Here is a 22,937-nt window from a genome sequence, read left to right on the forward strand (position 1 = left end):
AGACAATGTGACGATAACTGTGGAACTGATAACGCCGATAGCCATGGAGAAGGAATTAAGGTTTGCAATAAGGGAAGGCGGAAGGACCGTAGGCGCAGGCGTTGTGAGCGAGGTTATTGAATAAAGGATGAAGGTTGAAGGATGAATGAGAAGATAAGGATAAATCTGAGGGCGTATGATCAAAGACTGCTGGACCAGTCTGTGCGGGAGATTGTTGACACCGCTAAACGGACAGGCGCAAAGATTTGCGGTCCTGTTCCTTTGCCGACAAAGATTCATAAAATTACTGTCCTCAGGTCTCCTCATGTGGATAAAAAATCAAGAGAGCAGTTTGAAATAAGGACGCATAAGAGGCTTATAGACATCTTAGATCCGACGGCCCAGACAGTAGATGCCCTTATGAAACTGGACCTTGCCGCCGGCGTTGATGTGGAGATAAAGCTATGAAAGGCATCCTCGGCAAAAAAATAGGCATGACGCAGATTTTTGCTGAAAACGGCTGCATTATCCCTGTCACAGTCATTGAGGCTGGTCCATGCAGGGTAGTGCAGGTCAAAGAGTCGGGGGAAAAAGACGGCTATACGGCGCTTCAGCTTGGTTTTGAAGAAATCAAAAAGGAAAAAAATGTATCTAAGGCAAAAGTTGGACATTTCAAGAAGGCGTCTCTTGCACCATGCCGTTTTCTTAAAGAGATAAGGGAAATGCAGGAACTTCAGACTGTTGATACGGTTACTGTGGAGATGTTCAACAAAGGCGACAGCATTTCAGTCACCGGCAGGTCCAAGGGCAAGGGTTTTCAGGGTGTCATGAAAAGGCACCATTATCACGGCGGACCCGGGTCCCATGGTTCAATGTTTAACAGGGCGCCCGGCTCTATAGGCAGCAGCGCATATCCCTCAAGGGTCTGGAAGAACAAGGGACTGCCCGGCCATATGGGCGATAGAAGGGTGACTACAAGGAACATTGAAGTCGTGGATGTAAAAAAAGAACAGAATCTCCTGCTTGTAAAAGGTTCTGTGCCCGGCTCAAACGGCGGCTATTTAATAATAAGGAAGAATGACTAATGCCTGAAATAAATATTTTAAATAAAGATAATAAACCGGCCGGCAGTATTGACCTGCCTGCAGATATATTCGGAGCTCCCGTAAATAAGGGGCTCCTTCATGCCGTTGTGCGCAATTACCTTGCCAATCAAAGGCAAGGGACTGCGGCCACAAAGACAAAGGGGCTTGTAAGCGGCGGCGGCAAAAAGCCGTGGAAGCAGAAGCACACCGGAAGGGCCAGGGCAGGAAGCATCCGGTCGCCTCTGTGGAGAGGCGGCGGGACTATTTTTGGTCCTATGCCGAGGGATTATTCCTACAAACTTCCTAAGAAATCAAAGTGGGCTGCGCTCAGTTCAGCGCTTTCGGCAAAATTTTCTGACGGCGAGGTCGTTGTAGTTGAAGACCTGCCTATGACAGGGCCGAAGACAAAAAATTTAAATTCCGTTCTTTCAGGCATGGGGCTTAAAAATGTATTGATAGTAATTCCTGATAAAAATAACATTCTTGCGCTTGCCGCAAGGAATATCCCGCAGGTAAATGTAAAAGAAGTGAGCGCGCTTAATGTATATGACGTGCTTCGCCATGAGAAATTGCTTTTTACAAAAGGCGCAGTGGAATATATGAAAAAGGTGTATTTAGGATGAAAAGTTCTTATAACATTCTTGAGGCTCCGATGCTGACTGAAAAAGGAACGGCATTGAAAGAAGCGGACAATAAGGTGATTTTTAAGGTTGCAAAGGAAGCCAACAAGATTGAGATAAAAAAAGCGGTAGAGGAGATTTTTAAGGTAAAAGTTGACAGTGTTGCAACCATAAACTGCAAAGGCAAAAAAAAGCGTCTCGGCAGGTTTGAAGGCAGAAGACCAGACTGGAAAAAAGCAATTGTTACACTTAAAAAAGGTGAGAAGTTAGACTTTATTGAAGGCGTGCAAAAATAATTTAAAAAAGAATAACAATGGGAATAAAGGCATATAAACCAACATCAGCAGGCACACGGTTCAGGACCGGTTCGGATTTTTCTGAAATAACCGCGGTAAAACCGCACAAACCGCTTTTGATGCCGGTCAAGAAAACCGGCGGCAGGAACAGCGCAGGCCATATTACGGCATGGCATAAAGGAGGCGGGCATAAAAGGTTATACAGAATTATTGATTTCAAGCGTGATAAAAGGAATATTCCATCTTTTGTGGAAACTATTGAATACGACCCTTACAGGACGGCAAGGATTGCCCTTCTTAAATATGCAGACGGCGAGAGGAGATACATACTTGCGCCGGCAGGCATAAAGGTCGGGGATTCACTGGTTTCAGGGACAGAGGTTGAAATCAGGAACGGCAATGCCCTTCCTGTTCAAAATATGCCTCTCGGCACCCTGATTCATAACATTGAGCTGAAGCCCGGACAGGGAGGCAAACTTGTAAGGAGCGCCGGCTCATATGCACAGCTTGTGGCAAAGGAAAAAGATTACTGTCAGATTAAACTCTCTTCGGGAGAGGTAAGGGTGGTGCCGTCCAAGTGCATGGCTACGATAGGACAGATAGGCAATGTTGAGTGGGAGAACATATCATGGGGCAAGGCAGGCAGAATGCGCTGGATGGGCAGGAGGCCTATTGTAAGAGGCGTGGCCATGAACCCGGTGGACCACCCGCTTGGAGGCGGCGAAGGCAAGAGCTCAGGCGGCAGGACGCCGGTTTCTCCGTGGGGCAGACCGGAAGGCGTGAAGACGAGAAAGAACAAAAGGACGGACAAGTTTATTATAAGGCACAGGAAGTAATAAATTTGTAATCCGCTGTGAGTAATTTTCTGCGGATTACGGCATAAAAAGGAGAGAATGTTTTGCCCAGATCACTGAAAAAAGGCCCGTATGTGGACACGAAACTTATGAAGAAAGTAAATGCCATGAATCAATTAGGCGAAAGAAAGGTTGTTAAAACCTGGGCCAGAAGCTCTACGATTGTGCCGGAGTTCATCGGGCATACATTTGCCGTGCATAACGGGAAAAAGTTTATTCCTGTTTATGTTGCCGAAAATATGGTTGGATATAAACTCGGAGAGTTTGCGCCGACAAGGACCTTCAGGGTGCATTCAGGCGCAAGAAAGACGGAGGCGCCTGCTCCGAAATAAGCTATGACAGAGGCAAAGGCAATATTAAGATATTCAAGGGTCTCACCCAGAAAGGTGAAAAGGGTGATAGATACCATCAGGGGGAAAAAGGCAGGCGATGCAATGATAAGTCTTCGTTTCCTTCCGCACGGGCCTGCAAAAACGGTTGCAAAGCTTTTAAAGTCTGCGATGGCCAATGCCGAGCAGAAAAAAGTGGCAGACCCGGATTCCATGAAGATTTCAAAGGTAGTTGTGGATCAGGGACCTGTAATGAAGCGAATGATGGCAAGGGCCATGGGCAGGGCAAATATTATTAAGAAGAGAACAAGTCATATTACTCTGGTGCTGACAGAGGGAAATGTAAAATGATCCCGAAACATCGGGACAATTTTTAACTTATATGGGGGATAATTTTGGGACAGAAAACTCATCCGATAGGATATAGATTAGGAATAATAAAAACATGGGAGTCGCGCTGGTTTGCAAAGAAGGGATACACGGACCTTCTTCATGAAGATATAACCATGCGGCGAATCATTAAAGAAAATTTATTCCATGCGGGAGTTTCAAAGGTAGAAATAGAACGCGCGGGACAGAAGGTCAGGGTGATTATTCATACGGCAAGACCCGGGATAATCATAGGCAAAAAAGGCGCGGAGGTGGACAAGCTTAGAAAAGATCTGGAACAGATGACAGGCAAGCAGGTAAGCATAGATATTAAAGAAATCAGAAAGCCTGAGATAGATGCACAGCTTGTCGCAGAAAACATTGCCCTTCAGCTTGAAAAAAGAGTTGCATTCAGAAAGGCAATGAAAAAAGCGGTTAATTCAGCTCAGCGTTTCGGCGCACAGGGAGTAAAGGTTGCATGTGCGGGACGGCTTGCAGGCGCAGAAATAGCAAGGGCCAGCTGGTACAGGGAGGGCAGGGTGCCTTTACATACCCTGAGGTCTGACATAGATTACGGTCTTGCAGAGGCAAAGACCACATACGGCAGAATCGGCGTTAAGGTCTGGATATACAGAGGCGATATCCTGCCGGAAGTTGGGCCGGCTCAGACGGCAGAAGGGGAAATGGGGGTTTAATCTAAAAATCAGCTATGTTAATGCCTAAAAAAGTAAAATTCAGAAAGATGATGAAAGGCAATATGAATGGGAAGGCTTACAAAGGGTCTTCCATATCTTTCGGAGAATTCGGTCTTAAGGCTCTTGAACCCGGATGGGTATCAAGCCGTCAGATAGAGGCGGCGAGGGTTGCCATAACAAGGCATGCCAAGAGAGGCTGTAAGGTCTGGATAAGGGTATTCCCCGATAAACCGTTGACAAAGAAGCCTGCTGAGACAAGAATGGGAAAAGGAAAAGGCGCCCCTGAGTCATGGGTGGCGGTTGTGACGCCCGGCAGGGTTTTATATGAAATGTCAGGTGTGCCGGAAGATATAGCGCGTGAAGCCTTTAGGCTTGCTTCGCATAAGCTTTCCATTGCCACCAAGTTTGTAACCAGGACGAGAATAGTATGAAGAAGCCTTCGGACATAAGGTCCTCAACAGTTGATGAATTGCGGCAGGAAGAGGCGAATCTGAGAAAAGAACTGTTTAATTTAAGATTCCAGCAGGTGACCGGCGAAATTGAAAACCCGATGAGAATAAGACAGGTCAGAAGGAATATAGCGCAGGTATTAACTGTTATAGGTGAAAAGTTAAAAGTTAAAAGTTAAGGATAGGAAAAAACGATGCCCAAGAAAATATTTACAGGTGATGTTATAAGCGATAAGATGGACAAAACAGTCATAGTGTCCGTAAAGAGGCTTACACAGCATCCCCTTTATAAGAAAACCATTAAAAAAATCTCAAAGTTTAAGGCTCACGACGAAGGGAATAAATACAAGGTCGGAGATAAAGTAAGGATTATTGAATCAAGCCCCATCAGCAAGGAAAAAAGATGGGTTGTTTTGGAAAAGGCGGAGAGGTAAAAACTAATGATCCAGCTCAGGAGCATATTGGAAGTTGCCGATAACTCAGGCGCAAGAAAGGTGCAGTGCATTAAGGTTATGGGCGGAAGTCACAAAAGATATGCAGGGCTTGGGGATATAGTAGTTGTGAGCATAAAAGAGGCTCTGCCCGAAAGCAATGTTAAAAAGGGCTCTGTGGCAAAGGCAGTTGTTGTAAGATGCAAGAAAGAAACAAGGAGAACAGACGGCTCTTACATAAAGTTTGATGAAAATGCGGTTGTGATTGTCAATGCAGAGGGAGAGCCTGCCGGCACAAGAATATTCGGGCCTGTGGCAAGAGAGCTCAGATGGAAGGAATTTATGAAGATTATCTCCCTTGCACCGGAAGTGCTTTAAAGACAGTGAACAGTTGTCAGATGACAGTTGACAGTTAAAGGAGACAGAAGACATACAATGAGTTTAGATATAAAGAAAAACGATACGGTGATGGTAGTCAAAGGGGATGACAGGGGTAAAAAGGGGCGGGTGCTTTCGGTTTATCCCGTTAAAAGCGAAGTTCTCATTGAAAAACTGAACATCGTTAAGAGACACATGAAGCCGAACAAGAAATATACGCAGGGCGGGATTATAGAAAAGGAGGCGCCGGTTCACCGTTCAAATGTGACGCTGGTCTGCCCCAAATGCGATAAGCCTACAAAGATTGGCAGTACTACCCTTGAAAACGGCGCACGGGTAAGGGTTTGCAAAATCTGCAAGGAGATTATGGACAGATAAATGTTAAGATTAATGGAAAAATATAAAAAAGAAGTGGTGCCGGACCTCATGAAGGAATTTGCATTTAAAAATGTAATGCAAGTGCCGCGGCTTAAAAGCATTGTGCTGAATGTCGGGATGGGTGAAGCCACCCAGAACATAAAACTGCTGGATGCCGCAGTTAAGGAACTGACAATCATATCAGGACAGAAACCTGTTGTCACAAAGGCAAAAAAGTCCATTGCAAGTTTTAAACTCCGCAAGGGCATGCCTATCGGCTGCAAAGTCACCCTGAGAGGCAAAAGAATGTATGAGTTTCTTGATAAATTTATAAGCCTTGCGCTTCCGCGGATAAAGGATTTTAAAGGCGTCTCGGGTAAGGCGTTTGACGGCAGGGGAAATTATGCCTTCGGAACAAAGGAGCAGATAATTTTTCCCGAAATAGATTATGACAAGATAGAAAATACTCACGGACTGGATGTCATATTTGTGACATCCGCCAAAAATAATAAGGAGGGAAAGGCGCTTCTCAAACATTTTGGGATGCCGTTTAGAAATTAAAAAAATTTATGGCAAAAAAGTGTTTGATTGAGAAGGTAAAAAGGACACCAAAGTTTAAAGTCAGGGCATATAACAGATGCCGGATTTGCGGCAGACCGAGAGGTTATTTGAGGAAGTTTGGGATGTGCAGGATATGTTTCAGACAGCGCGCATTAGCCGGACAGATACCCGGCGTAACAAAATCAAGTTGGTGACGGAGCCAAGTACCCGGAGGAATAATACCATATGATGACAGATCCGATTGCAGATATGATTACAAGAATCAGAAATGCAAACATGATTAAGGCAGAGAAGGTGGACATCCCCGCCTCAAAAATAAAACTTGAGGTAACAAAGATACTTAAAGAAAAAGGCTTTATAAAAGGCTACAGGATGCTGAAGGATAAAAAGCAGGGCATCTTAAGAGTCTCTTTGAAATATTCCGCTAACGGCGAAAAAATAATATCCGGGCTTAAGAGAATAAGCAAACCGGGCAGAAGAATATATGTCGGTAAAGATGATGTGCCAAAAGTTATGGGTGGAATCGGAGTGGCGATTATTTCAACGTCAAAAGGCGTTCTTTATGACGAGGAATGCAGGCGTGACGGCGTCGGCGGAGAAGTGCTGTGCTATGTATGGTAACAACCGTTAAGCGTTATAGTGTTTATAGCGTTATTGCGTAATGAGAAAAAAGAAGATTTAAAACTGGAGATGAGATGTCAAGGGTAGGCGCAAAACCAATAAATTTACCAAAGGGCGTTGACGTTAAGCTAAACGTCAATGAAATTGCCGTTAAGGGGCCCAAGGGCGAGCTCAAATGGAGTTTCCCTGCGGAAATAAATGTCATGTTAGAAGGCGAAGTCCTTCAGATAAAAAGAGAATCTGATACCAAACAGCATAAGGCGCTGCACGGCACTGCAAGGAGCATTATCGCAAACATGATAACAGGCGTCCATGACGGATATGAGAGGGTGCTTGATATTACGGGTATTGGATACAAGGCGCAGGTTCAGGGCAAGAAACTGCTTATGACACTCGGGTATTCTCATCCGGTTGAATATACCCTTCCGGAAGGTATGACTGCACAGGTGGATCCCAAACAGACCAAGATAACATTGAAAGGCAGCGATAAGCAGTTAATCGGACAGGTTGCGGCAAACATCAGGGCATTTAGGCCGCCTGATATATACAAAGGCAAAGGCATTCGTTATACCGGTGAGTATATTAAACTGAAGGCAGGCAAAGTTGGAAAAAAGTAGCAAATTTCAGATTTGAAATTTCAGATTTCAAATAGATTCTCGGAGGAGATTTTGTCTTACGTTAAAACTGATGCAAGGAAAAGACGCCACGAAAGGGCCAGAAAGAAGGTCTACGGAACTTCTGAAAGGCCAAGGCTCAATATATTTAAAAGCCTGAAGCATGTGTATGCCCAGATAATAGATGACTCGGAAAGCGCTACGCTTGTTGCAGCCTCAAGTCAGAGCAAAGACTTCAGCAAAAAGCTCAAAACAGGAGGCAATATAGCGGCGGCAAAAGAAGTCGGGACACTGATTGCAAAGAAAGCCGTAGAAAAAGGGATAAAGAAAATTGTCTTTGACAGGGGCGGCTACACTTATCACGGCAGGGTAAAGACGCTTGCAGATGCAGCGAGAGAGGCAGGACTTGAATTCTAGCGGTTAGCTGTTAGCGGTTAGTTTTTTAATAATACTAACTGCTAATTGCCAACTGCTAATTTATTTTAATAAGGAGGAATAGTGGGAAGAACTAACCCTGATGGTCTTAATCTGAAAGAAAAGGTTGTATTTATAAATAGAGTTGCCAAGGTCGTAAAAGGCGGCAGGCGGTTTTCTTTTAGCGCCCTTGTTGTTGTCGGCGATGACGGCGGTTATGTCGGAGCCGGCAAGGGTAAGGCAGGGGAAGTTCCGGAGGCGATAAGAAAGGCCGTTGAGCAGGCAAAGAGGAACCTCATAAAAGTCCCTATAAAAGACGGCACAATACCACATCAGATAACCGGCAAGTTCGGTGCTGTGCAGGTTATCATGAAGCCCGGCGCTGAAGGCGTAGGCATTATTGCAGGCGGAGCCGTAAGGGCAATTATGGAGGTTGCGGGTGTGCATAATATTGTTGCCAAGTCCATTGGCAGTCATAATCCATTTAACAGCGTCAGGGCTACGCTTGACGGGCTGAAGAAACTTAAGGACACTGCGAGCATTGAGGCAAGAACCGGCGGTGGAAAGTCAGAAGAAGAGGGGCAGGGAGCAAAAGATGAAAACGCTTAAGATAACATTAAAACGCAGTCCGATAGGCAAGCCTGAAAAACTCAGAAAGGTACTGATGTCAATGGGGCTCAAGAGGCCGAATCAAAGCACAATTCAAAAAGACACCCCTTCAGTAAAGGGACAGATTCATAAAGTGTCGCATCTTGTGGAAGTAAGTGAAAACTAAGAACTTAGAACTGAGAACTAAGAAACGAGGAGTGTAAGAAATTGAGATTATCAGATTTATCACCTGTGCCGGGAAGCACAAAGAAACCAAAGAGAGTCGGGCGCGGCATAGGCTCGGGTCACGGCAAGACCTCATGCAAAGGGCATAAAGGGCAGAAGGCAAGGACCGGAACAGGCAAGGGCGCGGGTTTTGAGGGCGGACAGATGCCGCTTCAGCGCAGACTGCCCAAGAGGGGTTTTACAAATATTTTTAAAAAGCAGTACTCTATTGTTAATTTAAAGTCATTAAGCGGGCTTTCTGAAACTGTTATTACTCCTGAAATCCTTCTTGAAAAGGGACTGATTAAAAATATAAAGGACGGAGTTAAGATTCTTGGCGACGGCGAGTTAAAGGGCGCTCTGACCGTAAAGGCTCATTTTTTCAGCGTCTCTGCAAAAGAAAAAATTACCGGAGCAGGCGGAAGCGCGGAGATAATTTAAATGGCAATTTTTACCGGCTTTCAAAACATATTTAAAATAGCTGAACTCAAAAACAGACTGCTCTTTACTTTTGCCCTGCTGGCTGTTTACAGAATCGGCGCTCACATACCGACCCCCGGGATTAACGGCGAGGAACTGAGCAAGTTCCTTATGGAAAGGGGCGGCGCCCTCATGGGTTTTTTTGATATGTTTTCCGGCGGCGCCCTGTCCAGATTAACGATTTTTGCCCTCGGTATAATGCCCTACATCAGCGCCTCAATTATTCTCCAGCTTCTTACCGTAGTGGTCCCTGCAATCGGGAAGCTGGCCAAGGAAGGCGAGCGCGGAAGGAAAAAAATAGTGCAGTACACAAGGTACGGCACTGTGGTTATAAGCGCCGTCCAGTCATTCGGAATTGCAACAGGCATTGAGAGCATGAACCAGGGCGCATTTGTCCAGTCGCCGGGATGGAGTTTCAGGCTTATGACCATGATAACCCTTACATCAGGAACCGCCTTCATCATGTGGCTTGGAGAACAGATAACTGAGAGGGGAATCGGCAACGGCATATCAATGATTATCTTTGCCGGCATAGTAGCGCGTTTTCCAAATGCCGTAATTAACTCTGTAAGGCTTATTAAATCAGGCGAGCTTAATCTGATCTTAATGCTTATGTTGATAGTTTTAATGGTTGCGGTTGTCGGGATAATAATATTTGTTGAGCGGGGTCAGAGAAAGATACCGGTGCAGTATGCAAAAAGAGTTGTGGGCAGGAAGGTTTACGGCGGACAGAGCACGCATCTGCCGCTGAAGGTAAACAGCTCGGGCGTTATTCCTCCGATATTTGCATCATCAATAATAATGTTTCCCGCCACGATTGCCGGTTTTATTGCAATCCCGTGGGTTCAGTCAGTGGCGAAACAGCTTTCTCCGGGCAATCTGATTTACACGGTGCTTTATGTAGGCATGATTTTTTTCTTTGCGTATTTTTATACGGCAATAATTTTCAATCCTGTTGACATAGCGGATAATTTAAAAAAGCACGGAGGGTTCATCCCCGGCGTAAGGCCCGGGCAGAGCACATCAGAATACATCTACAGGGTGCTTGCAAGAATTACCTTTGGAGGCGCGATATATCTGTCAATAATATGCATACTGCCGGACATTTTCGGGAAATATTTCAATGTGCCTTTTTATTTCGGCGGCACATCTTTATTGATAGTTGTAGGTGTGGCCCTGGATACAATTTCACAGATAGAGTCTCATTTAGTGACCCGTTCCTATGAGGGTTTCTTAAAGAAAGGCAAGATCAGGGGAAGAAGGGGCTGAAGAGACGAGATGCAAGATGCAGGATGCAAGACACAGGATTTTTAATTAAATATTATGCATCATGAATCGTGCATCAGTTTATTTAATTTAGATTTAATTGTTGATAGTCCTTAAGTCGCAGGATGAAATAAAGAGAATGGCAGAGGCATGCCGTATTGCGGCAGAGGCGCTGGAAGAAATAAAAAAGATGATAGCTCCGGGAATAACTACTATGGAGCTTGATAAATTTGCCGAGTCATTTATAATTTCCAGAGGGGCTGTGCCTGCATTTAAGGGATACAGGGGTTATCCTGCAAGCCTTTGCACATCTGTTAATGAACAGGTTGTTCACGGCATTCCATCAATGACAAGGCTGAGGCAAGGTGATATAGTCAGTCTGGACCTCGGCGTGTATTACAGAGGCTTCTACGGCGATACGGCGGCAACTTTCCCCGTAGGTGAAGTAAGCAATACGGCAAAGAAATTAATTGCAGTTACTATGGGAGCGCTTAATGTGGGGATAGAAAGCGCTGTAATAGGCAATTATGTGTTTGATATATCCTCTGCAGTGCAGAAGCATGTGGAGGAGAACAGGTTTTCCGTTGTAAGAAATTTTGTAGGACACGGCATCGGCAGGGAGCTTCACGAAGAGCCGCAAATCCCTAACTTTGTCCCTAACAGCCGTGAGGGAATGGGTGCAGTTATTATGGAGGGAATGACCTTAGCCATTGAACCCATGGTTAATGCAGGCGCCTGGGAGGTTTCCATACTTGATGACGGCTGGACCGCGGTAACAAAGGACGGCAGTCTGTCGGCTCATTTTGAACATACGGTGGCCGTTACAAAAAACGGCCCCAATGCCTTGACTAAATTAGACTTATAAAATATAATATCAAGTTTAAAATGGACAGCGAGCGTATCCCCTGTGGTCTTGCCACGGGGTCAAGCGAGCAAATATGATGATGAAGTAAATCCTTACATTAGATTCCCTGTGGTTTTGCCACAGGGAAGATTAATATGCCAAAAGAAGAGGCGATAGAGGTTCAAGGTACGATATTAGAAACACTGCCTAATGCAATGTTCAGGGTTGAACTTGAGAATGGGCAGAAGATATTGGCATACGTTTCAGGGAAGATGCGCATGCATTTTATCAAAATACTGCCCGGCGACAAGGTCACTATAGAGTTGTCTCCGTACAACCTTACCAAGGGCAGAATAACTTACAGATTTAAATAGACAAGTTAAGAGTTAAAAGTTAAGAGTGAAGGAGTATAAATGAAAGTTCGTTCATCAGTAAAACCGATATGCACAAAGTGTAAAATTGTAAGAAGAAAAGGCGTAATCAGGGTTATCTGCAGCAATCAGAGGCATAAGCAGAGGCAGGGATAGAAAGACAGTTAACAGTCAACAGTTGACTGATACGCATAACTGTAGTTATAAGGAGATAAAGTGAGAATAACAGGCGTTGACTTACCGAAAAATGAAAGAGTTGAAATAGGGCTTACGAGTATTTTCGGCATAGGCAGAAAAACTTCGCAGAAGATTCTTGAAGAAATGGGCATTGACCCGAACAAGAGGGTAAAGGACCTGACTGATGACGATGCCTTAAAGATAAGGGCAGTCATTGACAGGGATTATAAGGTTGAAGGCGACTTAAGGCGCGAGGCAGCCACGAATATCAAGAGACTTCTTGACATGGGTTCATACAGGGGGCTGAGGCATAAGGCTAAACTGCCTGTAAGAGGACAGCGGACCAAGACAAACGCCCGTACCCGCAAAGGACCGAGGAAGGCTGTTGTAAGCAGGAAGAAGGAGGTGTAATGTCCCAGAGGAAAAAGAGCGTTAAAAAAGGCAAGAAGGTTTTACATGGAGGCGCGGCTTTTATACAGGCAAGTTTTAATAATACAATAATTACCATTACCGATACTAACGGCAACGTAGTTACATGGTCGTCTGCAGGGTCACACGGGTTTAAAGGCTCAAGAAAAGGCACGCCGTATGCTGCACAGATAGCCGCATCCGCTGCCGCAAAAAAAGCGATGGACATGGGACTGCGCCAGATTGATATTTTTGTAAAGGGACCGGGCGCAGGCAGGGAGTCTGCCATCAGGGCGCTGCAGGCAACAGGGCTTGTAATTAATCTTATAAAAGATGTGACGCCGGTGCCGCATAACGGAACAAGGCCCCCGAAAAGGAGGAGGGTGTAGTGGCGACATACAGAGATGCACTGTGCAGAAAATGCAGGTGGGAAGGCGAAAAACTTTTTCTAAAAGGCAACAGGTGCAGCACGGATAAATGCGGCATAGAGCGCAGGAAATATGCTCCCGGACAGCATGGGCAGGGCAGGAGAAAACTATCCGACTACGGGCTTCAGCTCAGGGAAAAACAGAAAGTAAAACAGATATACGGCGTTCTGGAGAGGCAGTTTAAGAGATATTTTTATATGGCAGAACATATGAAAGGCGTTGCCGGCAGCAATCTTCTGCAATTGCTGGAACGCAGGCTTGACAATGTTGTTTACCGTATGGGTTTTGCATCAAACAGGAGGCAGGCGCGCCAGCTCGTTACTCACGGGCATTTTACCGTAAACGGCAAAGGCGTAAGCATCCCGTCGTATCTGGTAAAGCCGGGCGATATTATTGAGCCTGTGGATGCAAGCAAGAACGCAGTGGTTATACAGGAAAACGCAAGTCAGGCAGAGCATAGAAGGCTTCCTTCATGGCTTGAGACGGATATGCAGAATTTAAAAGGCAAGATCCTTCATATGCCGGCAAGAGAAGAAATCGGATTGTCTGTGCACGAGCAATTAATAGTTGAGCTTTATTCAAGATAAAATATAAAGACAGTAGGGGGATTTTATGGATTTAAGAAAAAAAGGCTTTCAACTGCCTGAGAAGATTAATTTTGACCCGGAGACGCTTACAGGCACATATGGAAGGCTTTACGCCGAGGCGTTTGAAAGAGGATTTGGAACCACCATCGGTAATGCTTTGAGAAGGGTTTTGCTGTCTTCCATAGAGGGCGCCGCTGTTACCTCCGTTAAAATCGGCAATGTGCTTCATGAATTTTCCACCGTACGCGGAGTCAAGGAAGACATTGTTGATATAGTGCTGAATGTAAAACAGCTCAGGTTTAAAATGTATACCGACGTCCCTCAGGTTGTCTCAATAAAGGTAAAAGGGCCGATGGACGTAAAAGGCAAGGATATAATTACCGGACCGCATCTTGAGGTGCTTACGCCTCAATTGCACATAGCTACTCTTGATAAGGATGTAGACTTCAGAATGGAACTGACAGTGAAAAGGGGAAAAGGCTTCTGCTCCTCTGAAAAGAATAAAGAGGAAGATCAGTCTGCGGATGTTATTGTAGTGGACTCAATTTTTACTCCGATAAGAAAGGTTAACTTCTGGGTTGAGGGGGCGAGGGTCGGCCGTGCGACAGACTATGACAGGCTTATTATGGAGATATGGACTGACGGCAGTATTACCCCGCAAAGGGCGATTACCCAAGCATCAAACATACTCAGCGATTACATTTCACTATTTTCAATAGAAGAAGAATCAGAGGAAATGCTTGCTGAATCAGATGCCATGGGCGCAGGCTCGGATGCTCCGCCTGTTTTCAATGAAAACCTCCTGAGGAGCGTTGATGAGCTTGAGCTTTCGGTGCGTTCTGCCAACTGTCTGAAAAATGTAAATATCCACACGATTGCCGACCTTGTACAGAAGTCGGAGCAGGAGATGCTCAGGACCAAAAATTTCGGAAGGAAATCCTTGAACGAGATAAAGGAAGTAATTGTGGCGATGGGGCTTAATTTTAATATGCGGGTAGACACGGATGCTATGCAGAAGGCATTGCAGAAGCGGCAGGGAGGAGGATAATATTGCGTCATAAAGTATCGGGCAGGGGATTCGGCAGGAATGCAAACCAGCGGAAGGCGCTTTTAAGAGGGCTTGTCACTTCCCTGCTGGAGCACCTTAAAATAGAAACTACAACGGCAAAGGCTAAAGAAGCTAAAAGGTTTGCCGAGAAAATAATTACGCTCGGTAAAAAGGGCGACCTGCATTCAAGAAGGCTTGCGCTTTCCAGAATTCCCAACATAACTATAATCACAAAACTTTTCAATGAAATTGGCCCTAAACTTTCCGGCCGGCAGAGCGGCTACCTCAGAGTTATAAAAAGCAGGGTCAGGCCTGGTGATAATTCAGACATGGCGGTGCTTGAGTTTGTGGATTACGATTCCATGGTTGAGAAAAAAGAGAAAAAGGGCAAAAAAGAAGACAAGGCTAAAAAGGAAGAAAATAAAAGCCCGGAAGTAAAAGCAAGAACTCCGAAAAAGGAAAATAAAAAGGCAGAGAAGGGATAAAGATTCCTTCCCTGCCAAATAAAGTTCTCCTCAATAAGTAAAACCCTTTGAATCCTTGCATCAATCATCTATAAAAAATTCTTATAGCTCCTATAAGATTTATTAAATTTCTTGACTGTAATTGTAAATTTGTGTAAATATTAAAGCGTATATTTACTTTTCTGATAAAGCCAAATCCTGAGCAATCAGGAGGCGGAAAGCACCAGATACCGGATTGAGGTAAGTTGAAAAACAAGACAAGGTATTTTATACCGGGATTTCCAGTAAAATTTTTGTGTAATCAACATGAGGAACCACCCGTTTTTTATCGGTCTCAGTTTTTTCAAGCGTAACTAACCCTATATCAGAAAGCAGCTTTAAGTCCTGATTGACATTTTTCAGGTCTCTCCCCAAAATCTTTGCAAGTTCATAAACTGAAGAAGGTTTTAGCTCCCTTATCATCTTGAGAATTTGAAGCCGTTTATTTGTGAGAACCGCCCTCATGGTGTCTATGGAATCAAAATATATCCCTTCTTCTTTCTTGACCTTTTTGCCTGACTCCAGCTTTTTCCATGTTTCTGCAAAATCTTTCAGGCTTTCCTTTAGTCCTTTTATGCCTATGTCTATTTTTTTTACTTTCATAATTAACCTCTCTTTATTTTTTCAACATCTCCGTAAAAGTCTTTTATCAACGTTTCTATATCCTCAAAATAATAAGAAGACACGGTATCTTTGTAATGCTTATGGTCTCCTCTCATCTCAGCATTATCATAACCTACAACTCTTTTACCCTCCCTTATAAATGCAAGAGAATACTTAAGCCTATGCGGTTTGTCTTTTGAATGTGGTACCTTCCATATTTTCATTTCAATAATATTGCCATCGGGTTCAATATTTTTTCTATAGAAAAGTAAATCCACATCCATATATAAGGTATATTATACCTAATACCTAAACGTTGTCAATATAATTTTCTATAACAATAACTTCCCGAGTCGGGACTGATGCAATAGGCTTGAGATATGCAAGTAGAGAGTAACGAGAAGCAAGGGGGAAAGACAGTAAATAGTAAGACAGTAAAAAGCCTGCCTGCCGGTTTCTTGGCAGGTTAATAGTTTTTTTGACCTTGCTTTAGAATCCAAAATATGCTAAATTAGAAGCATGAAGACAACAGTTGATATTCCTGAAAAGGAACTAAAAGAAGCTATCAAATATACCGGCGCAAAGACCAAGCGTGATGCCGTTGTATACGCCATAAAGGATTTCAATAGAAGGCATAAGCTTACAGAACTTGCCAAGATGCTCGGCACCTTCAAAGACTTTATGAGCCGGGACGACCTCAGTGCTATGCGGGAAGACAAAAAGTGGCAGAAGCGGAAGTAGTTCTGATTGATACGTCCAGTTGGATAGAAGCCCTTCGTTCAGCAGGAAGAAGCGATGTGCGCAATCGCGTGATGAGTTTTATGATACAGGGAAGGGCGGCGTGGTGCGACATTGTAACAGTGGAACTCTGGAATGGTGCGAGGGGTGTGTACGAGAAACAAAGACTAAAAGAACTTGATAAAGAAATTGTTTGTTTGCAGACTACCCAAGAGGTATGGCAAACAGCAAGGCAATTAGCGCAAAAATGCAGAACAGCAGGGCAAACAGTCCCCGTTGTTGATTTAGTAATTACAGCGTGTGCACTTTTTTATGGAGTTGCAATAGAACACTGCGACGAACACATAGATTTTATTCTAAAAGCTCAAAGAACATAAGGGAAAACACGTTTTTAAATTCATTCCTCTTCCTCCGCCACTTTTCCCATAGCCCTGAATTTCCCGTAGCGCTCCTCAACGAGTTCGTCAACCGGTTTTTTAATCAATTCGGAAAAATGCTTTTTTAGGACTTTTCCGAGGGCTGAGGCGGTTTCTTTAATATCCCTGTGCGCTCCGCCCACAGGCTCAGGGATTATCTCGTCTATCACGCCGAATTCAAACAAATCCTGCGCCGTAAATTTCAGGGCGTCAGACGCTTTTTCAAATCCTTCCTGAGTCAGTTCATTGCCGTTCTTTTTCCAGAGTATTGCCGCGCACCCTTCAGGTGAAATAACAGAGTAGATGGAATGCTCCAGCATAAGCACTCTGTCGGCAACGGCAAGCGCAAGCGCACCGCCGCTGCCTCCTTCGCCGATTACAACAGCCACAACAGGCGTCTTTAAGGCGGACATTTCAAGCAGGTTTCTTGCAATGGCCTCTGCCTGTCCGCGCTCTTCCGCGCCGATGCCCGGATAAGCCCCGGCTGTATCAACAAATGTAAGCACAGGCTTATTAAACCTTTCCGCAAGCCCCATTATCCTCAGGGCTTTTCTGTAGCCTTCAGGGTTGGGTTGTCCGAAATTCCGGAGTATGCGCTCTTTGGTGCCCCTGCCTTTTTGGTGGCCGATGACGGCTAATGACATACCGTCAAATTTTGCAAACCCCGCCATTATGGCAGGGTCATCTGAAAACCGCCTGTCACCGTGAAGCTCGGTAAAGTCCTCCATTAAAAGGGCGATGTAGTCAAGGGTCTGGGGTCTCTCGGGATGGCGCGCAATCAGGGTTTTCTGCCACGGCGTTAATTTTGAGAATATGTCAGCCCTCAGGTCTTTAGCCTTTTTTTCAAGTTTTTTTATTTCAGAGGCAATGTTCATGTCCCTGCCGTCTGCAATGCGTTTCAGCTCTTCAATCTTTCCTTCAAGCTCGGCTACGGATTTTTCAAAATCAAGATAGTAATGCATCAGCTTAACACCGCCGTTCCTTCTCCCAATAAATTTTCAATCTCGGAGATTGCGCCCTGCGAGGGCGCTACGCTCAGCCCTGTCATTATCAGGGTTTCCCATTGCCTTGGTGCAATTATTTTAAAGTATACCTGACAATCTCCGCTGTATTTTGAAAACACATCTTTGAGCCTTGTAAGGTTATCAGCTCCGGTATTGGCATATAGTGTCAGCGTCAGTGTTTTCTGCCGGATAACTGGCGCCGGCTGTCCGTAATCTTTCGCCGCTCTCCGGTATGATGCAGACTGACTGCCTATGGGTCGTTGACCGTTTACCCACTGCTCGTTGACCGAATGCTTCTCATGGACTTGCGCCTTGTATTCCTTTAGTTCCTCACTCCTGTCAATAGGTACAATTTTTTTTGCAATCACTTTGAGCCCTTTATCCGATTTGTCTAAGTAGCCGTTTATCAGCACCGGTGTATCTTCCGATATTATGCCTGTGCAATCCCTGTAAAGGTCCGGGAATACAATCAGTTCAGCAGTGCCGTATAAATCCTCTATTATAAAATAAGCCATTAAATCCTTTGTTCTCTTTGTCTGAATAAGTTTAACGCTTCTTAATATGCCGCCGACAGTTACGTCTTCCTTGTCCTGCAGTTCCTGAAGTTCATGGGTTGGTGTTACTGAAAATTCCCTAAGTTTCTCCTCATATCTGTTCAGAGGATGTCCTGTTATGTAAAATCCGAGCGCCTCTTTTTCCATTGCGAGGAGTTCCGGCTCCTGCCATTCTTCCACATCAGGCAGTTCAGCGGGAGATGTTGGATGCAGTTCAAACATGCTGGCCTGTCCTGAAGCCCTGCCCCGCTGGTCTCTGACTGCAATATCCATTACCGAATTAACCGCAGACATCATTTGCGCCCTTTTGCCCATTGAATCCATGGCGCCTGCCTTTATCAGGCTTTCTATGACTTTTTTATTCACACGTTTTGAATCACAACGCGAGCAGAAATCAATGAATGATGTAAATGATTTTTCGCTGCGCGCCTCTATGATTGCCTCAATTGCTGAACCTCCTACCCCTTTTACCGCCTCCAGTCCGAAACGGATTGAATGACCTGTTATCATGAACTCCCTGCCGCCTTCATTAATATCAGGCGGTAGGACCTTTATCCCCATTTCTTTACATTCGGAAATATATGAGACTATCTTTGCGGTATTGTCCATGTCGGAGCTCAAAGTTGCCGCCATGAATTCAACCGGATAATTTGCCTTTAGATATGCGGTCTGATAGGCAATCAGGCCGTATGCTGCAGAGTGGGATTTATTGAAACCGTATTTTGCAAACGGCTCCATGTACTCGAATAGTTTTATTGCCTTTTTCTCAGAGATTTTATTTGCAACAGCTCCATCGACAAATATCTCTTTTTGTTTTTCCATTTCTGCGGCTAGTTTTTTCCCCATTGCCTTTCTCAGGGTGTCTGCCTGTCCCATGGTAAAGTTGGCAATCTTATTTGCAATCATCATGACCTGTTCCTGATAAAGGACTATGCCGTAAGTCTCTTCAAGGATTTCCTTTAGCTGCGGCAGTTCATAGTTAAACTTCCCTTCTCCGCTTCTGCGTTTTATAAATTCATCAATCCAGTCCATGGGTCCCGGACGGTAAAGGGCCACAAGGGCTATAAGGTCTTCCATTTTTCCCGGCCTCATCCTCTTTAAAATATCCCGCATGCCGGAACTTTCAAGCTGGAATATCCCGGTGGTCCTGCCGGAGCATAACAATTCATAAGTAGGCTTATCATCAAGGGGGATGTTTCTAATTGAGAAAGGTTGAAGGTTGAGGGATGAAGGATGAGTTTTATTGATAATCTTTTCAGTTTCGTCAATTACAGTCAGGGTCTTTAGACCGAGAAAATCAAATTTCAAAAGTCCGAGGGTTTCTATGGACTCCATGTCATACTGTGTGGTTATTGCCGGCTCATTAGGCGCCTTGTACAGGGGCAGAAATTCAGTAAGAGGCTCAGGCGAAATCACAACGCCTGCGGCATGTGTTGAGGCGTGCCTTGAAAGTCCCTCAAGCCGTTTTGCTACATCAATTAATTCCTTTATTTCTGAGCTGTTATCATAGATTTCTTCAAGTTTCGGTTCACGTTTAACCGCCTCTTCAAGGGTGATTTTTGCAATAGCCGGGACGAGCTTTGCTACCCTGTCAACCTCGGCATAGGGTATGTTCATGGCCCTTCCGACATCTCTTATTACTGCGCGCGCCTGCATAGTTCCGAAGGTTATAATCTGCGCCACATGGTCTTTGCCGTACCGCTCTGCAACATACTCTAATACCTCGGCCCTTCTGTTCATGCAGAAATCCACGTCTATGTCAGGCATGCTGATTCTTTCAGGGTTTAAAAACCTTTCAAACAGCAGTCCGTATCTGAGGGGGTCAATCTCAACTATGTCAAGGCAGTAAGCCACAAGACTGCCTGCCGCAGACCCTCTTCCGGGACCCACGGGAATGCCTTTGTTTTTTGCGTAGCTGATAAAGTCCCACACAATAAGAAAATACGAAGAAAAACCCATTGCCTCTATGATTTTAAGCTCATGCTCAAGCCGTTCCATGTAGTTTTCAGGCAGACCTTCGCTGAATTTTTTCCTGACGCCTTCTTCTACAAGTTTTCTCAGATAACTGTTTGAATCGTAGCCTTCAGGCACGTTGTATTCGGGCAGATGGAATACGCCGAATTTAAAATCAAGGTTGCACCTGTCTGCTATTCTTTTTGTATTTTCAACCGCCTCAGGCACATGCCTGAATATCTCTTTCATCTCCTCCGGGCTTTTAAAATAACAGCCTTCACCGGAGAATCTCATCCTGTCAGTGTCGTTTAAAGTCTTTCCCGTCTGGATGCACAAGAGGACGTCGTGCGCCTTGGCGTCTGATTTTTCAAGATAATGGCAGTCGTTGGTTGCGGCAAGAGGTATGTTAAGTTCACGGCTTAGTTCAATGAGCTGCTGATTTACGGCGTCCTGTTCAGGAATTTCGTTGGCCTGTATTTCAAAGAAAAAATTTTCTTCTCCAAAAATTTGTTTATAGCCGAGGGCCGCTTCTCTGGCGCGCTCAGGCATTCCTCTGGACAGATAATACGGGACTTCACCCTTAAGGCATGAAGAAAGCCCGATAAGTCCGCGGCTGTGCTCTGAAAGCAGTTCTTTGTCAATTCTGGGCCTGTAATAAAAGCCTTCAAGGTAGGCATTGCTTATAAGCTTTGTAAGATTCTTATATCCCTGAATGTCTTTGCACAGAAGTATCAGATGAAACGATGCCTCTGAAACATCGTCAGCATGTTTTTTTTCAAAACGGCCCTTGGGCGCCACATAAACCTCACAGCCGATGATAGGCTTTAGACCGGCATTGCGCACTTTTTTATAAAATTCTATTGCGCCGAAGATATTGCCGTGGTCCGTCATAGCCAGCGCCTTAAGGTTGTACTTAAGCGCTTTTGCAATCAGTTCCTCCAGCCGTATTGCCCCGTCAAGGAGGCTGTACTGGGTGTGGAGGTGCAGTGGAACGTATGAGGAAGACATGGTAAATTTTAGAATATTAACAGCGCTAAGTCAACACATCACAGGTCAAATTTTATATTTTAATTTTTGTTAAAAAATTGTCTAATTAAACGGCTTTGGATATTTATCCAAGCCGAGAGAATATGCTTTTTTTAAGTATTCATCTGCCTTGTCTTTTTGTCCTTTTAATTCATAGGCAATACTGAGATTATTATATGCAGGAGCATAATGTTGGTTTATTGTTAATGCCAGGTTAAGGTATTCAATCGCCTTATCCGGCAAATTTTTCTTAATATAAAGCGCTCCTAAGTTGGTATAGGACTCTGCATTTTCATTCTGACTTAATAACTGTGTTGTTCGGATTTCTTCAATAGCCTCATCGTACATTCCCTGTTTATAGTAAATGCCTATAAGATTTTTATGTGCTTCTAAATAATCGGGCTTCAGCCTTAATGATGTTTGGAGCGCCTGAATCGCCTTATCTATCTCCCCTCGGCTAAAATAAGCTACCCCAAGGTTAAGGTATGCATTTATGTGGTTGGGATCTATCTTCAACGCGATTTTGTATGCATTAATTGCTTTATTTGCTTGTCCTTGTTTGTAGTACCCCCAATATCCGAGATTGGTATATCCTCTTGCCTTACTGGGAGATTTTTTTACCACATCTTTCCAAAGTGACAGCTCATCCTGCCAGATGGAATTTCTTTGGTAGGCGGCGATGGAAAACACAACAACAAAAAAAGCAAGTAGCAAGTAGCAAGCAGCAAGGGAGAAGCGTGAGGAGTAAGGAGTTAGGAGTAAGGCGATATAAAAAACGGCGCTGACAAAGGCGATTATTAATCCTATGCTTGGCAAATATACTCTGTGCTCAAAGATAATATCTTCTATAGGAATAACACTTGACTCAACAGACAGGGTTATGAAGAACCAGAAAATGCCGAAAGCGGTGAGGCGTAAATAGTGAACAGTGAACAGTGAACGGTGAACAGTAAACGGTGAATGACCCCCTTTAATTCCCCCTTTGTGAAAGGGGACTGCCTGTCCGGTAGGCAGGGATGAAGGGGGATTTTTTGAATAATAAAAAAGATAAACAGCAAGCCCGAAGATAGACAATAAAAATAGAAAAGACAAAAACACATTAGGGTTGAAAAAAGAGCTATAAACCGGATAATCATAATCAAGATTCTGGTTAACAGGTAAAAATAAAAGCCTTATGTATGTAACTATCACTCTGAATTGTGTAAGAAGGTATTCATATTTTGAAAGTGACGCTAAATCTTTTAATTGTAACTGTCTTAACTTTTCTTCGGTATCTATTACTGGTTTGTATATCTCCCACTCATGCTCTATGAAATTTAAAGGAATAATTACGAGTGTGAGGAGAAAAGGGAGTAAAAAGAGAAACTGTGATGCGTAATGTGTGATGCGTGAAGTGTAGCCGCAGGCTTTAGCCTGCGGGTTCGGAGCAGGGAGTTCGGAGTTTGGAGACTTGTTGAAAAAGAAAAATTCATAAAGCGCAATGATTATGGGAAGGGTGAAGGAGATTTCCTTGGTCTTCATGGCGAGGACAGCGGAAAGTAAACCAGCACAGTAGAGCAGCAGCGCAGAAGTGCGGCAGCGTAATTGTGCAAGAATAGTTTTCTTAACCTGCTGTTCTGATGTGCTATTGCTCTGCTGCTCTGACTTGAGCCTCCATTTCACATAC

The 22,937-nt window shown here is 44.4% G+C and carries 38 protein-coding genes and 1 riboswitch; of the genes, 33 read left to right on the forward strand and 5 right to left on the reverse strand.

Going from position 1 to position 22,937, the window contains the following annotated elements:
- From tuf to rplQ, 31 genes are all read left to right on the forward strand, one after another.
- A partial coding sequence (gene tuf, locus HZA10_03725) for an elongation factor Tu (protein ID MBI5195413.1) occupies positions 1-124 on the forward strand: 124 nt, incomplete at its 5' end.
- Between the two features lie 17 nt (positions 125-141).
- Positions 142-447, forward strand: a complete 306-nt coding sequence (gene rpsJ / locus HZA10_03730; GenBank protein ID MBI5195414.1) for a 30S ribosomal protein S10 — start codon at positions 142-144, stop codon at positions 445-447.
- Positions 444-1,064, forward strand: coding sequence for a 50S ribosomal protein L3 (rplC, locus tag HZA10_03735; protein MBI5195415.1), 621 nt, complete (start codon positions 444-446; stop codon positions 1,062-1,064). The genes rpsJ and rplC overlap by 4 nt, the downstream gene beginning before the upstream one ends.
- Positions 1,064-1,687 (forward strand): 50S ribosomal protein L4, encoded by a 624-nt coding sequence (gene rplD / locus HZA10_03740; GenBank protein MBI5195416.1) that lies wholly within the window; start codon positions 1,064-1,066, stop codon positions 1,685-1,687. Before rplC ends, rplD begins: the two co-directional genes overlap by 1 nt.
- Positions 1,684-1,980: a 50S ribosomal protein L23 gene (locus HZA10_03745; GenBank protein MBI5195417.1), complete on the forward strand. Its 297-nt coding sequence runs from the start codon at positions 1,684-1,686 to the stop codon at positions 1,978-1,980. Before rplD ends, HZA10_03745 begins: the two co-directional genes overlap by 4 nt.
- A 17-nt stretch (positions 1,981-1,997) precedes the next feature.
- Entirely contained in the window at positions 1,998-2,816 is an 819-nt protein-coding gene (gene rplB, locus HZA10_03750) for a 50S ribosomal protein L2 (protein MBI5195418.1), read from the forward strand.
- A gap of 62 nt (positions 2,817-2,878) precedes the next feature.
- Positions 2,879-3,166, forward strand: coding sequence for a 30S ribosomal protein S19 (rpsS, locus tag HZA10_03755; GenBank protein ID MBI5195419.1), 288 nt, complete (start codon positions 2,879-2,881; stop codon positions 3,164-3,166).
- Between the two features lie 3 nt (positions 3,167-3,169).
- Positions 3,170-3,514 (forward strand): 50S ribosomal protein L22, encoded by a 345-nt coding sequence (gene rplV, locus HZA10_03760; GenBank protein ID MBI5195420.1) that lies wholly within the window; start codon positions 3,170-3,172, stop codon positions 3,512-3,514.
- A gap of 44 nt (positions 3,515-3,558) precedes the next feature.
- Positions 3,559-4,227 (forward strand): 30S ribosomal protein S3, encoded by a 669-nt coding sequence (gene rpsC / locus HZA10_03765; GenBank protein ID MBI5195421.1) that lies wholly within the window; start codon positions 3,559-3,561, stop codon positions 4,225-4,227.
- A gap of 14 nt (positions 4,228-4,241) precedes the next feature.
- Positions 4,242-4,658, forward strand: coding sequence for a 50S ribosomal protein L16 (gene rplP, locus HZA10_03770; GenBank protein ID MBI5195422.1), 417 nt, complete (start codon positions 4,242-4,244; stop codon positions 4,656-4,658).
- A complete protein-coding gene (rpmC, locus tag HZA10_03775) occupies positions 4,655-4,855 on the forward strand; it encodes a 50S ribosomal protein L29 (GenBank protein MBI5195423.1) in 201 nt (66 codons plus the stop codon). The genes rplP and rpmC overlap by 4 nt, the downstream gene beginning before the upstream one ends.
- A 15-nt stretch (positions 4,856-4,870) precedes the next feature.
- Positions 4,871-5,110: a 30S ribosomal protein S17 gene (gene rpsQ, locus HZA10_03780; GenBank protein MBI5195424.1), complete on the forward strand. Its 240-nt coding sequence runs from the start codon at positions 4,871-4,873 to the stop codon at positions 5,108-5,110.
- A 6-nt stretch (positions 5,111-5,116) separates the two neighbouring features.
- Positions 5,117-5,485, forward strand: coding sequence for a 50S ribosomal protein L14 (rplN, locus tag HZA10_03785; protein MBI5195425.1), 369 nt, complete (start codon positions 5,117-5,119; stop codon positions 5,483-5,485).
- A gap of 57 nt (positions 5,486-5,542) precedes the next feature.
- On the forward strand, positions 5,543-5,863 hold the full coding sequence (locus HZA10_03790) for a 50S ribosomal protein L24 (GenBank protein MBI5195426.1): 321 nt from the start codon (positions 5,543-5,545) through the stop codon (positions 5,861-5,863).
- Positions 5,864-6,403 (forward strand): 50S ribosomal protein L5, encoded by a 540-nt coding sequence (gene rplE / locus HZA10_03795; GenBank protein ID MBI5195427.1) that lies wholly within the window; start codon positions 5,864-5,866, stop codon positions 6,401-6,403.
- A gap of 8 nt (positions 6,404-6,411) precedes the next feature.
- Entirely contained in the window at positions 6,412-6,597 is a 186-nt protein-coding gene (locus HZA10_03800) for a type Z 30S ribosomal protein S14 (GenBank protein MBI5195428.1), read from the forward strand.
- A gap of 31 nt (positions 6,598-6,628) precedes the next feature.
- Positions 6,629-7,024, forward strand: a complete 396-nt coding sequence (gene rpsH / locus HZA10_03805) for a 30S ribosomal protein S8 (protein ID MBI5195429.1) — start codon at positions 6,629-6,631, stop codon at positions 7,022-7,024.
- 74 nt (positions 7,025-7,098) lie between these two features.
- Positions 7,099-7,641, forward strand: a complete 543-nt coding sequence (gene rplF / locus HZA10_03810) for a 50S ribosomal protein L6 (protein MBI5195430.1) — start codon at positions 7,099-7,101, stop codon at positions 7,639-7,641.
- 48 nt (positions 7,642-7,689) lie between these two features.
- Positions 7,690-8,055 carry a 50S ribosomal protein L18 gene (locus tag HZA10_03815; protein ID MBI5195431.1) on the forward strand — a complete coding sequence of 122 codons (366 nt, stop codon included), beginning with the start codon at positions 7,690-7,692 and terminating at the stop codon, positions 8,053-8,055.
- A 78-nt stretch (positions 8,056-8,133) separates the two neighbouring features.
- On the forward strand, positions 8,134-8,661 hold the full coding sequence (gene rpsE / locus HZA10_03820; protein ID MBI5195432.1) for a 30S ribosomal protein S5: 528 nt from the start codon (positions 8,134-8,136) through the stop codon (positions 8,659-8,661).
- Positions 8,648-8,827, forward strand: a complete 180-nt coding sequence (gene rpmD, locus HZA10_03825) for a 50S ribosomal protein L30 (GenBank protein MBI5195433.1) — start codon at positions 8,648-8,650, stop codon at positions 8,825-8,827. The genes rpsE and rpmD overlap by 14 nt, the downstream gene beginning before the upstream one ends.
- 41 nt (positions 8,828-8,868) lie before the next feature.
- Positions 8,869-9,306 carry a 50S ribosomal protein L15 gene (gene rplO / locus HZA10_03830; GenBank protein ID MBI5195434.1) on the forward strand — a complete coding sequence of 146 codons (438 nt, stop codon included), beginning with the start codon at positions 8,869-8,871 and terminating at the stop codon, positions 9,304-9,306.
- The gene (gene secY, locus HZA10_03835) at positions 9,307-10,614 is read left to right on the forward strand and encodes a preprotein translocase subunit SecY (protein ID MBI5195435.1); all 1,308 of its coding nucleotides are present in this window, start codon (positions 9,307-9,309) and stop codon (positions 10,612-10,614) included.
- A gap of 100 nt (positions 10,615-10,714) precedes the next feature.
- Positions 10,715-11,476: a type I methionyl aminopeptidase gene (gene map / locus HZA10_03840; protein MBI5195436.1), complete on the forward strand. Its 762-nt coding sequence runs from the start codon at positions 10,715-10,717 to the stop codon at positions 11,474-11,476.
- A gap of 134 nt (positions 11,477-11,610) precedes the next feature.
- Positions 11,611-11,829 carry a translation initiation factor IF-1 gene (infA, locus tag HZA10_03845; protein ID MBI5195437.1) on the forward strand — a complete coding sequence of 73 codons (219 nt, stop codon included), beginning with the start codon at positions 11,611-11,613 and terminating at the stop codon, positions 11,827-11,829.
- Between the two features lie 39 nt (positions 11,830-11,868).
- The gene (gene rpmJ / locus HZA10_03850) at positions 11,869-11,982 is read left to right on the forward strand and encodes a 50S ribosomal protein L36 (protein ID MBI5195438.1); all 114 of its coding nucleotides are present in this window, start codon (positions 11,869-11,871) and stop codon (positions 11,980-11,982) included.
- Positions 11,983-12,042: 60 nt separating this feature from the next.
- The gene (rpsM, locus tag HZA10_03855; GenBank protein MBI5195439.1) at positions 12,043-12,414 is read left to right on the forward strand and encodes a 30S ribosomal protein S13; all 372 of its coding nucleotides are present in this window, start codon (positions 12,043-12,045) and stop codon (positions 12,412-12,414) included.
- A complete protein-coding gene (rpsK, locus tag HZA10_03860; GenBank protein ID MBI5195440.1) occupies positions 12,414-12,800 on the forward strand; it encodes a 30S ribosomal protein S11 in 387 nt (128 codons plus the stop codon). The genes rpsM and rpsK overlap by 1 nt, the downstream gene beginning before the upstream one ends.
- Complete coding sequence (gene rpsD / locus HZA10_03865) at positions 12,800-13,426, forward strand: 30S ribosomal protein S4 (GenBank protein ID MBI5195441.1); 627 nt, start codon at positions 12,800-12,802, stop codon at positions 13,424-13,426. The genes rpsK and rpsD overlap by 1 nt, the downstream gene beginning before the upstream one ends.
- A 25-nt stretch (positions 13,427-13,451) precedes the next feature.
- Positions 13,452-14,474: a DNA-directed RNA polymerase subunit alpha gene (locus HZA10_03870; protein ID MBI5195442.1), complete on the forward strand. Its 1,023-nt coding sequence runs from the start codon at positions 13,452-13,454 to the stop codon at positions 14,472-14,474.
- 2 nt (positions 14,475-14,476) lie between these two features.
- Positions 14,477-14,959 carry a 50S ribosomal protein L17 gene (rplQ, locus tag HZA10_03875; GenBank protein ID MBI5195443.1) on the forward strand — a complete coding sequence of 161 codons (483 nt, stop codon included), beginning with the start codon at positions 14,477-14,479 and terminating at the stop codon, positions 14,957-14,959.
- 159 nt (positions 14,960-15,118) lie between these two features.
- A riboswitch (cyclic di-GMP riboswitch) is annotated at positions 15,119-15,173 on the forward strand.
- Between the two features lie 32 nt (positions 15,174-15,205).
- Here the strand turns inward: rplQ and HZA10_03880 are convergent.
- Together HZA10_03880 and HZA10_03885 are read right to left on the reverse strand one after the other, a co-directional pair.
- On the reverse strand, positions 15,206-15,580 hold the full coding sequence (locus HZA10_03880; protein ID MBI5195444.1) for an ArsR family transcriptional regulator: 375 nt from the start codon (positions 15,578-15,580) through the stop codon (positions 15,206-15,208).
- Positions 15,581-15,582: 2 nt separating this feature from the next.
- A complete protein-coding gene (locus tag HZA10_03885) occupies positions 15,583-15,864 on the reverse strand; it encodes a hypothetical protein (GenBank protein ID MBI5195445.1) in 282 nt (93 codons plus the stop codon).
- Positions 15,865-16,099: 235 nt separating this feature from the next.
- On the opposite strand from HZA10_03885, the gene HZA10_03890 reads away from it, so the two are divergent.
- Positions 16,100-16,321, forward strand: a complete 222-nt coding sequence (locus HZA10_03890; protein MBI5195446.1) for a type II toxin-antitoxin system VapB family antitoxin — start codon at positions 16,100-16,102, stop codon at positions 16,319-16,321.
- On the forward strand, positions 16,303-16,695 hold the full coding sequence (locus HZA10_03895; GenBank protein MBI5195447.1) for a PIN domain-containing protein: 393 nt from the start codon (positions 16,303-16,305) through the stop codon (positions 16,693-16,695). Before HZA10_03890 ends, HZA10_03895 begins: the two co-directional genes overlap by 19 nt.
- A gap of 20 nt (positions 16,696-16,715) precedes the next feature.
- Here the strand turns inward: HZA10_03895 and HZA10_03900 are convergent, their stop codons facing one another.
- The 3 genes from HZA10_03900 to HZA10_03910 all read right to left on the reverse strand — a co-directional run.
- A complete protein-coding gene (locus HZA10_03900; GenBank protein ID MBI5195448.1) occupies positions 16,716-17,696 on the reverse strand; it encodes an acetyl-CoA carboxylase carboxyltransferase subunit alpha in 981 nt (326 codons plus the stop codon).
- The gene (locus HZA10_03905) at positions 17,696-21,253 is read right to left on the reverse strand and encodes a DNA polymerase III subunit alpha (GenBank protein MBI5195449.1); all 3,558 of its coding nucleotides are present in this window, start codon (positions 21,251-21,253) and stop codon (positions 17,696-17,698) included. Before HZA10_03905 ends, HZA10_03900 begins: the two co-directional genes overlap by 1 nt.
- 81 nt (positions 21,254-21,334) lie before the next feature.
- Positions 21,335-22,937: tetratricopeptide repeat protein (locus HZA10_03910; protein ID MBI5195450.1), on the reverse strand; the 1,603-nt coding region annotated here is incomplete at its 5' end.

Source organism: Nitrospirota bacterium (assembly GCA_016212185.1).
In the GTDB taxonomy this organism is placed as follows: domain Bacteria; phylum Nitrospirota; class Thermodesulfovibrionia; order UBA6902; family DSMQ01; genus JACRGX01.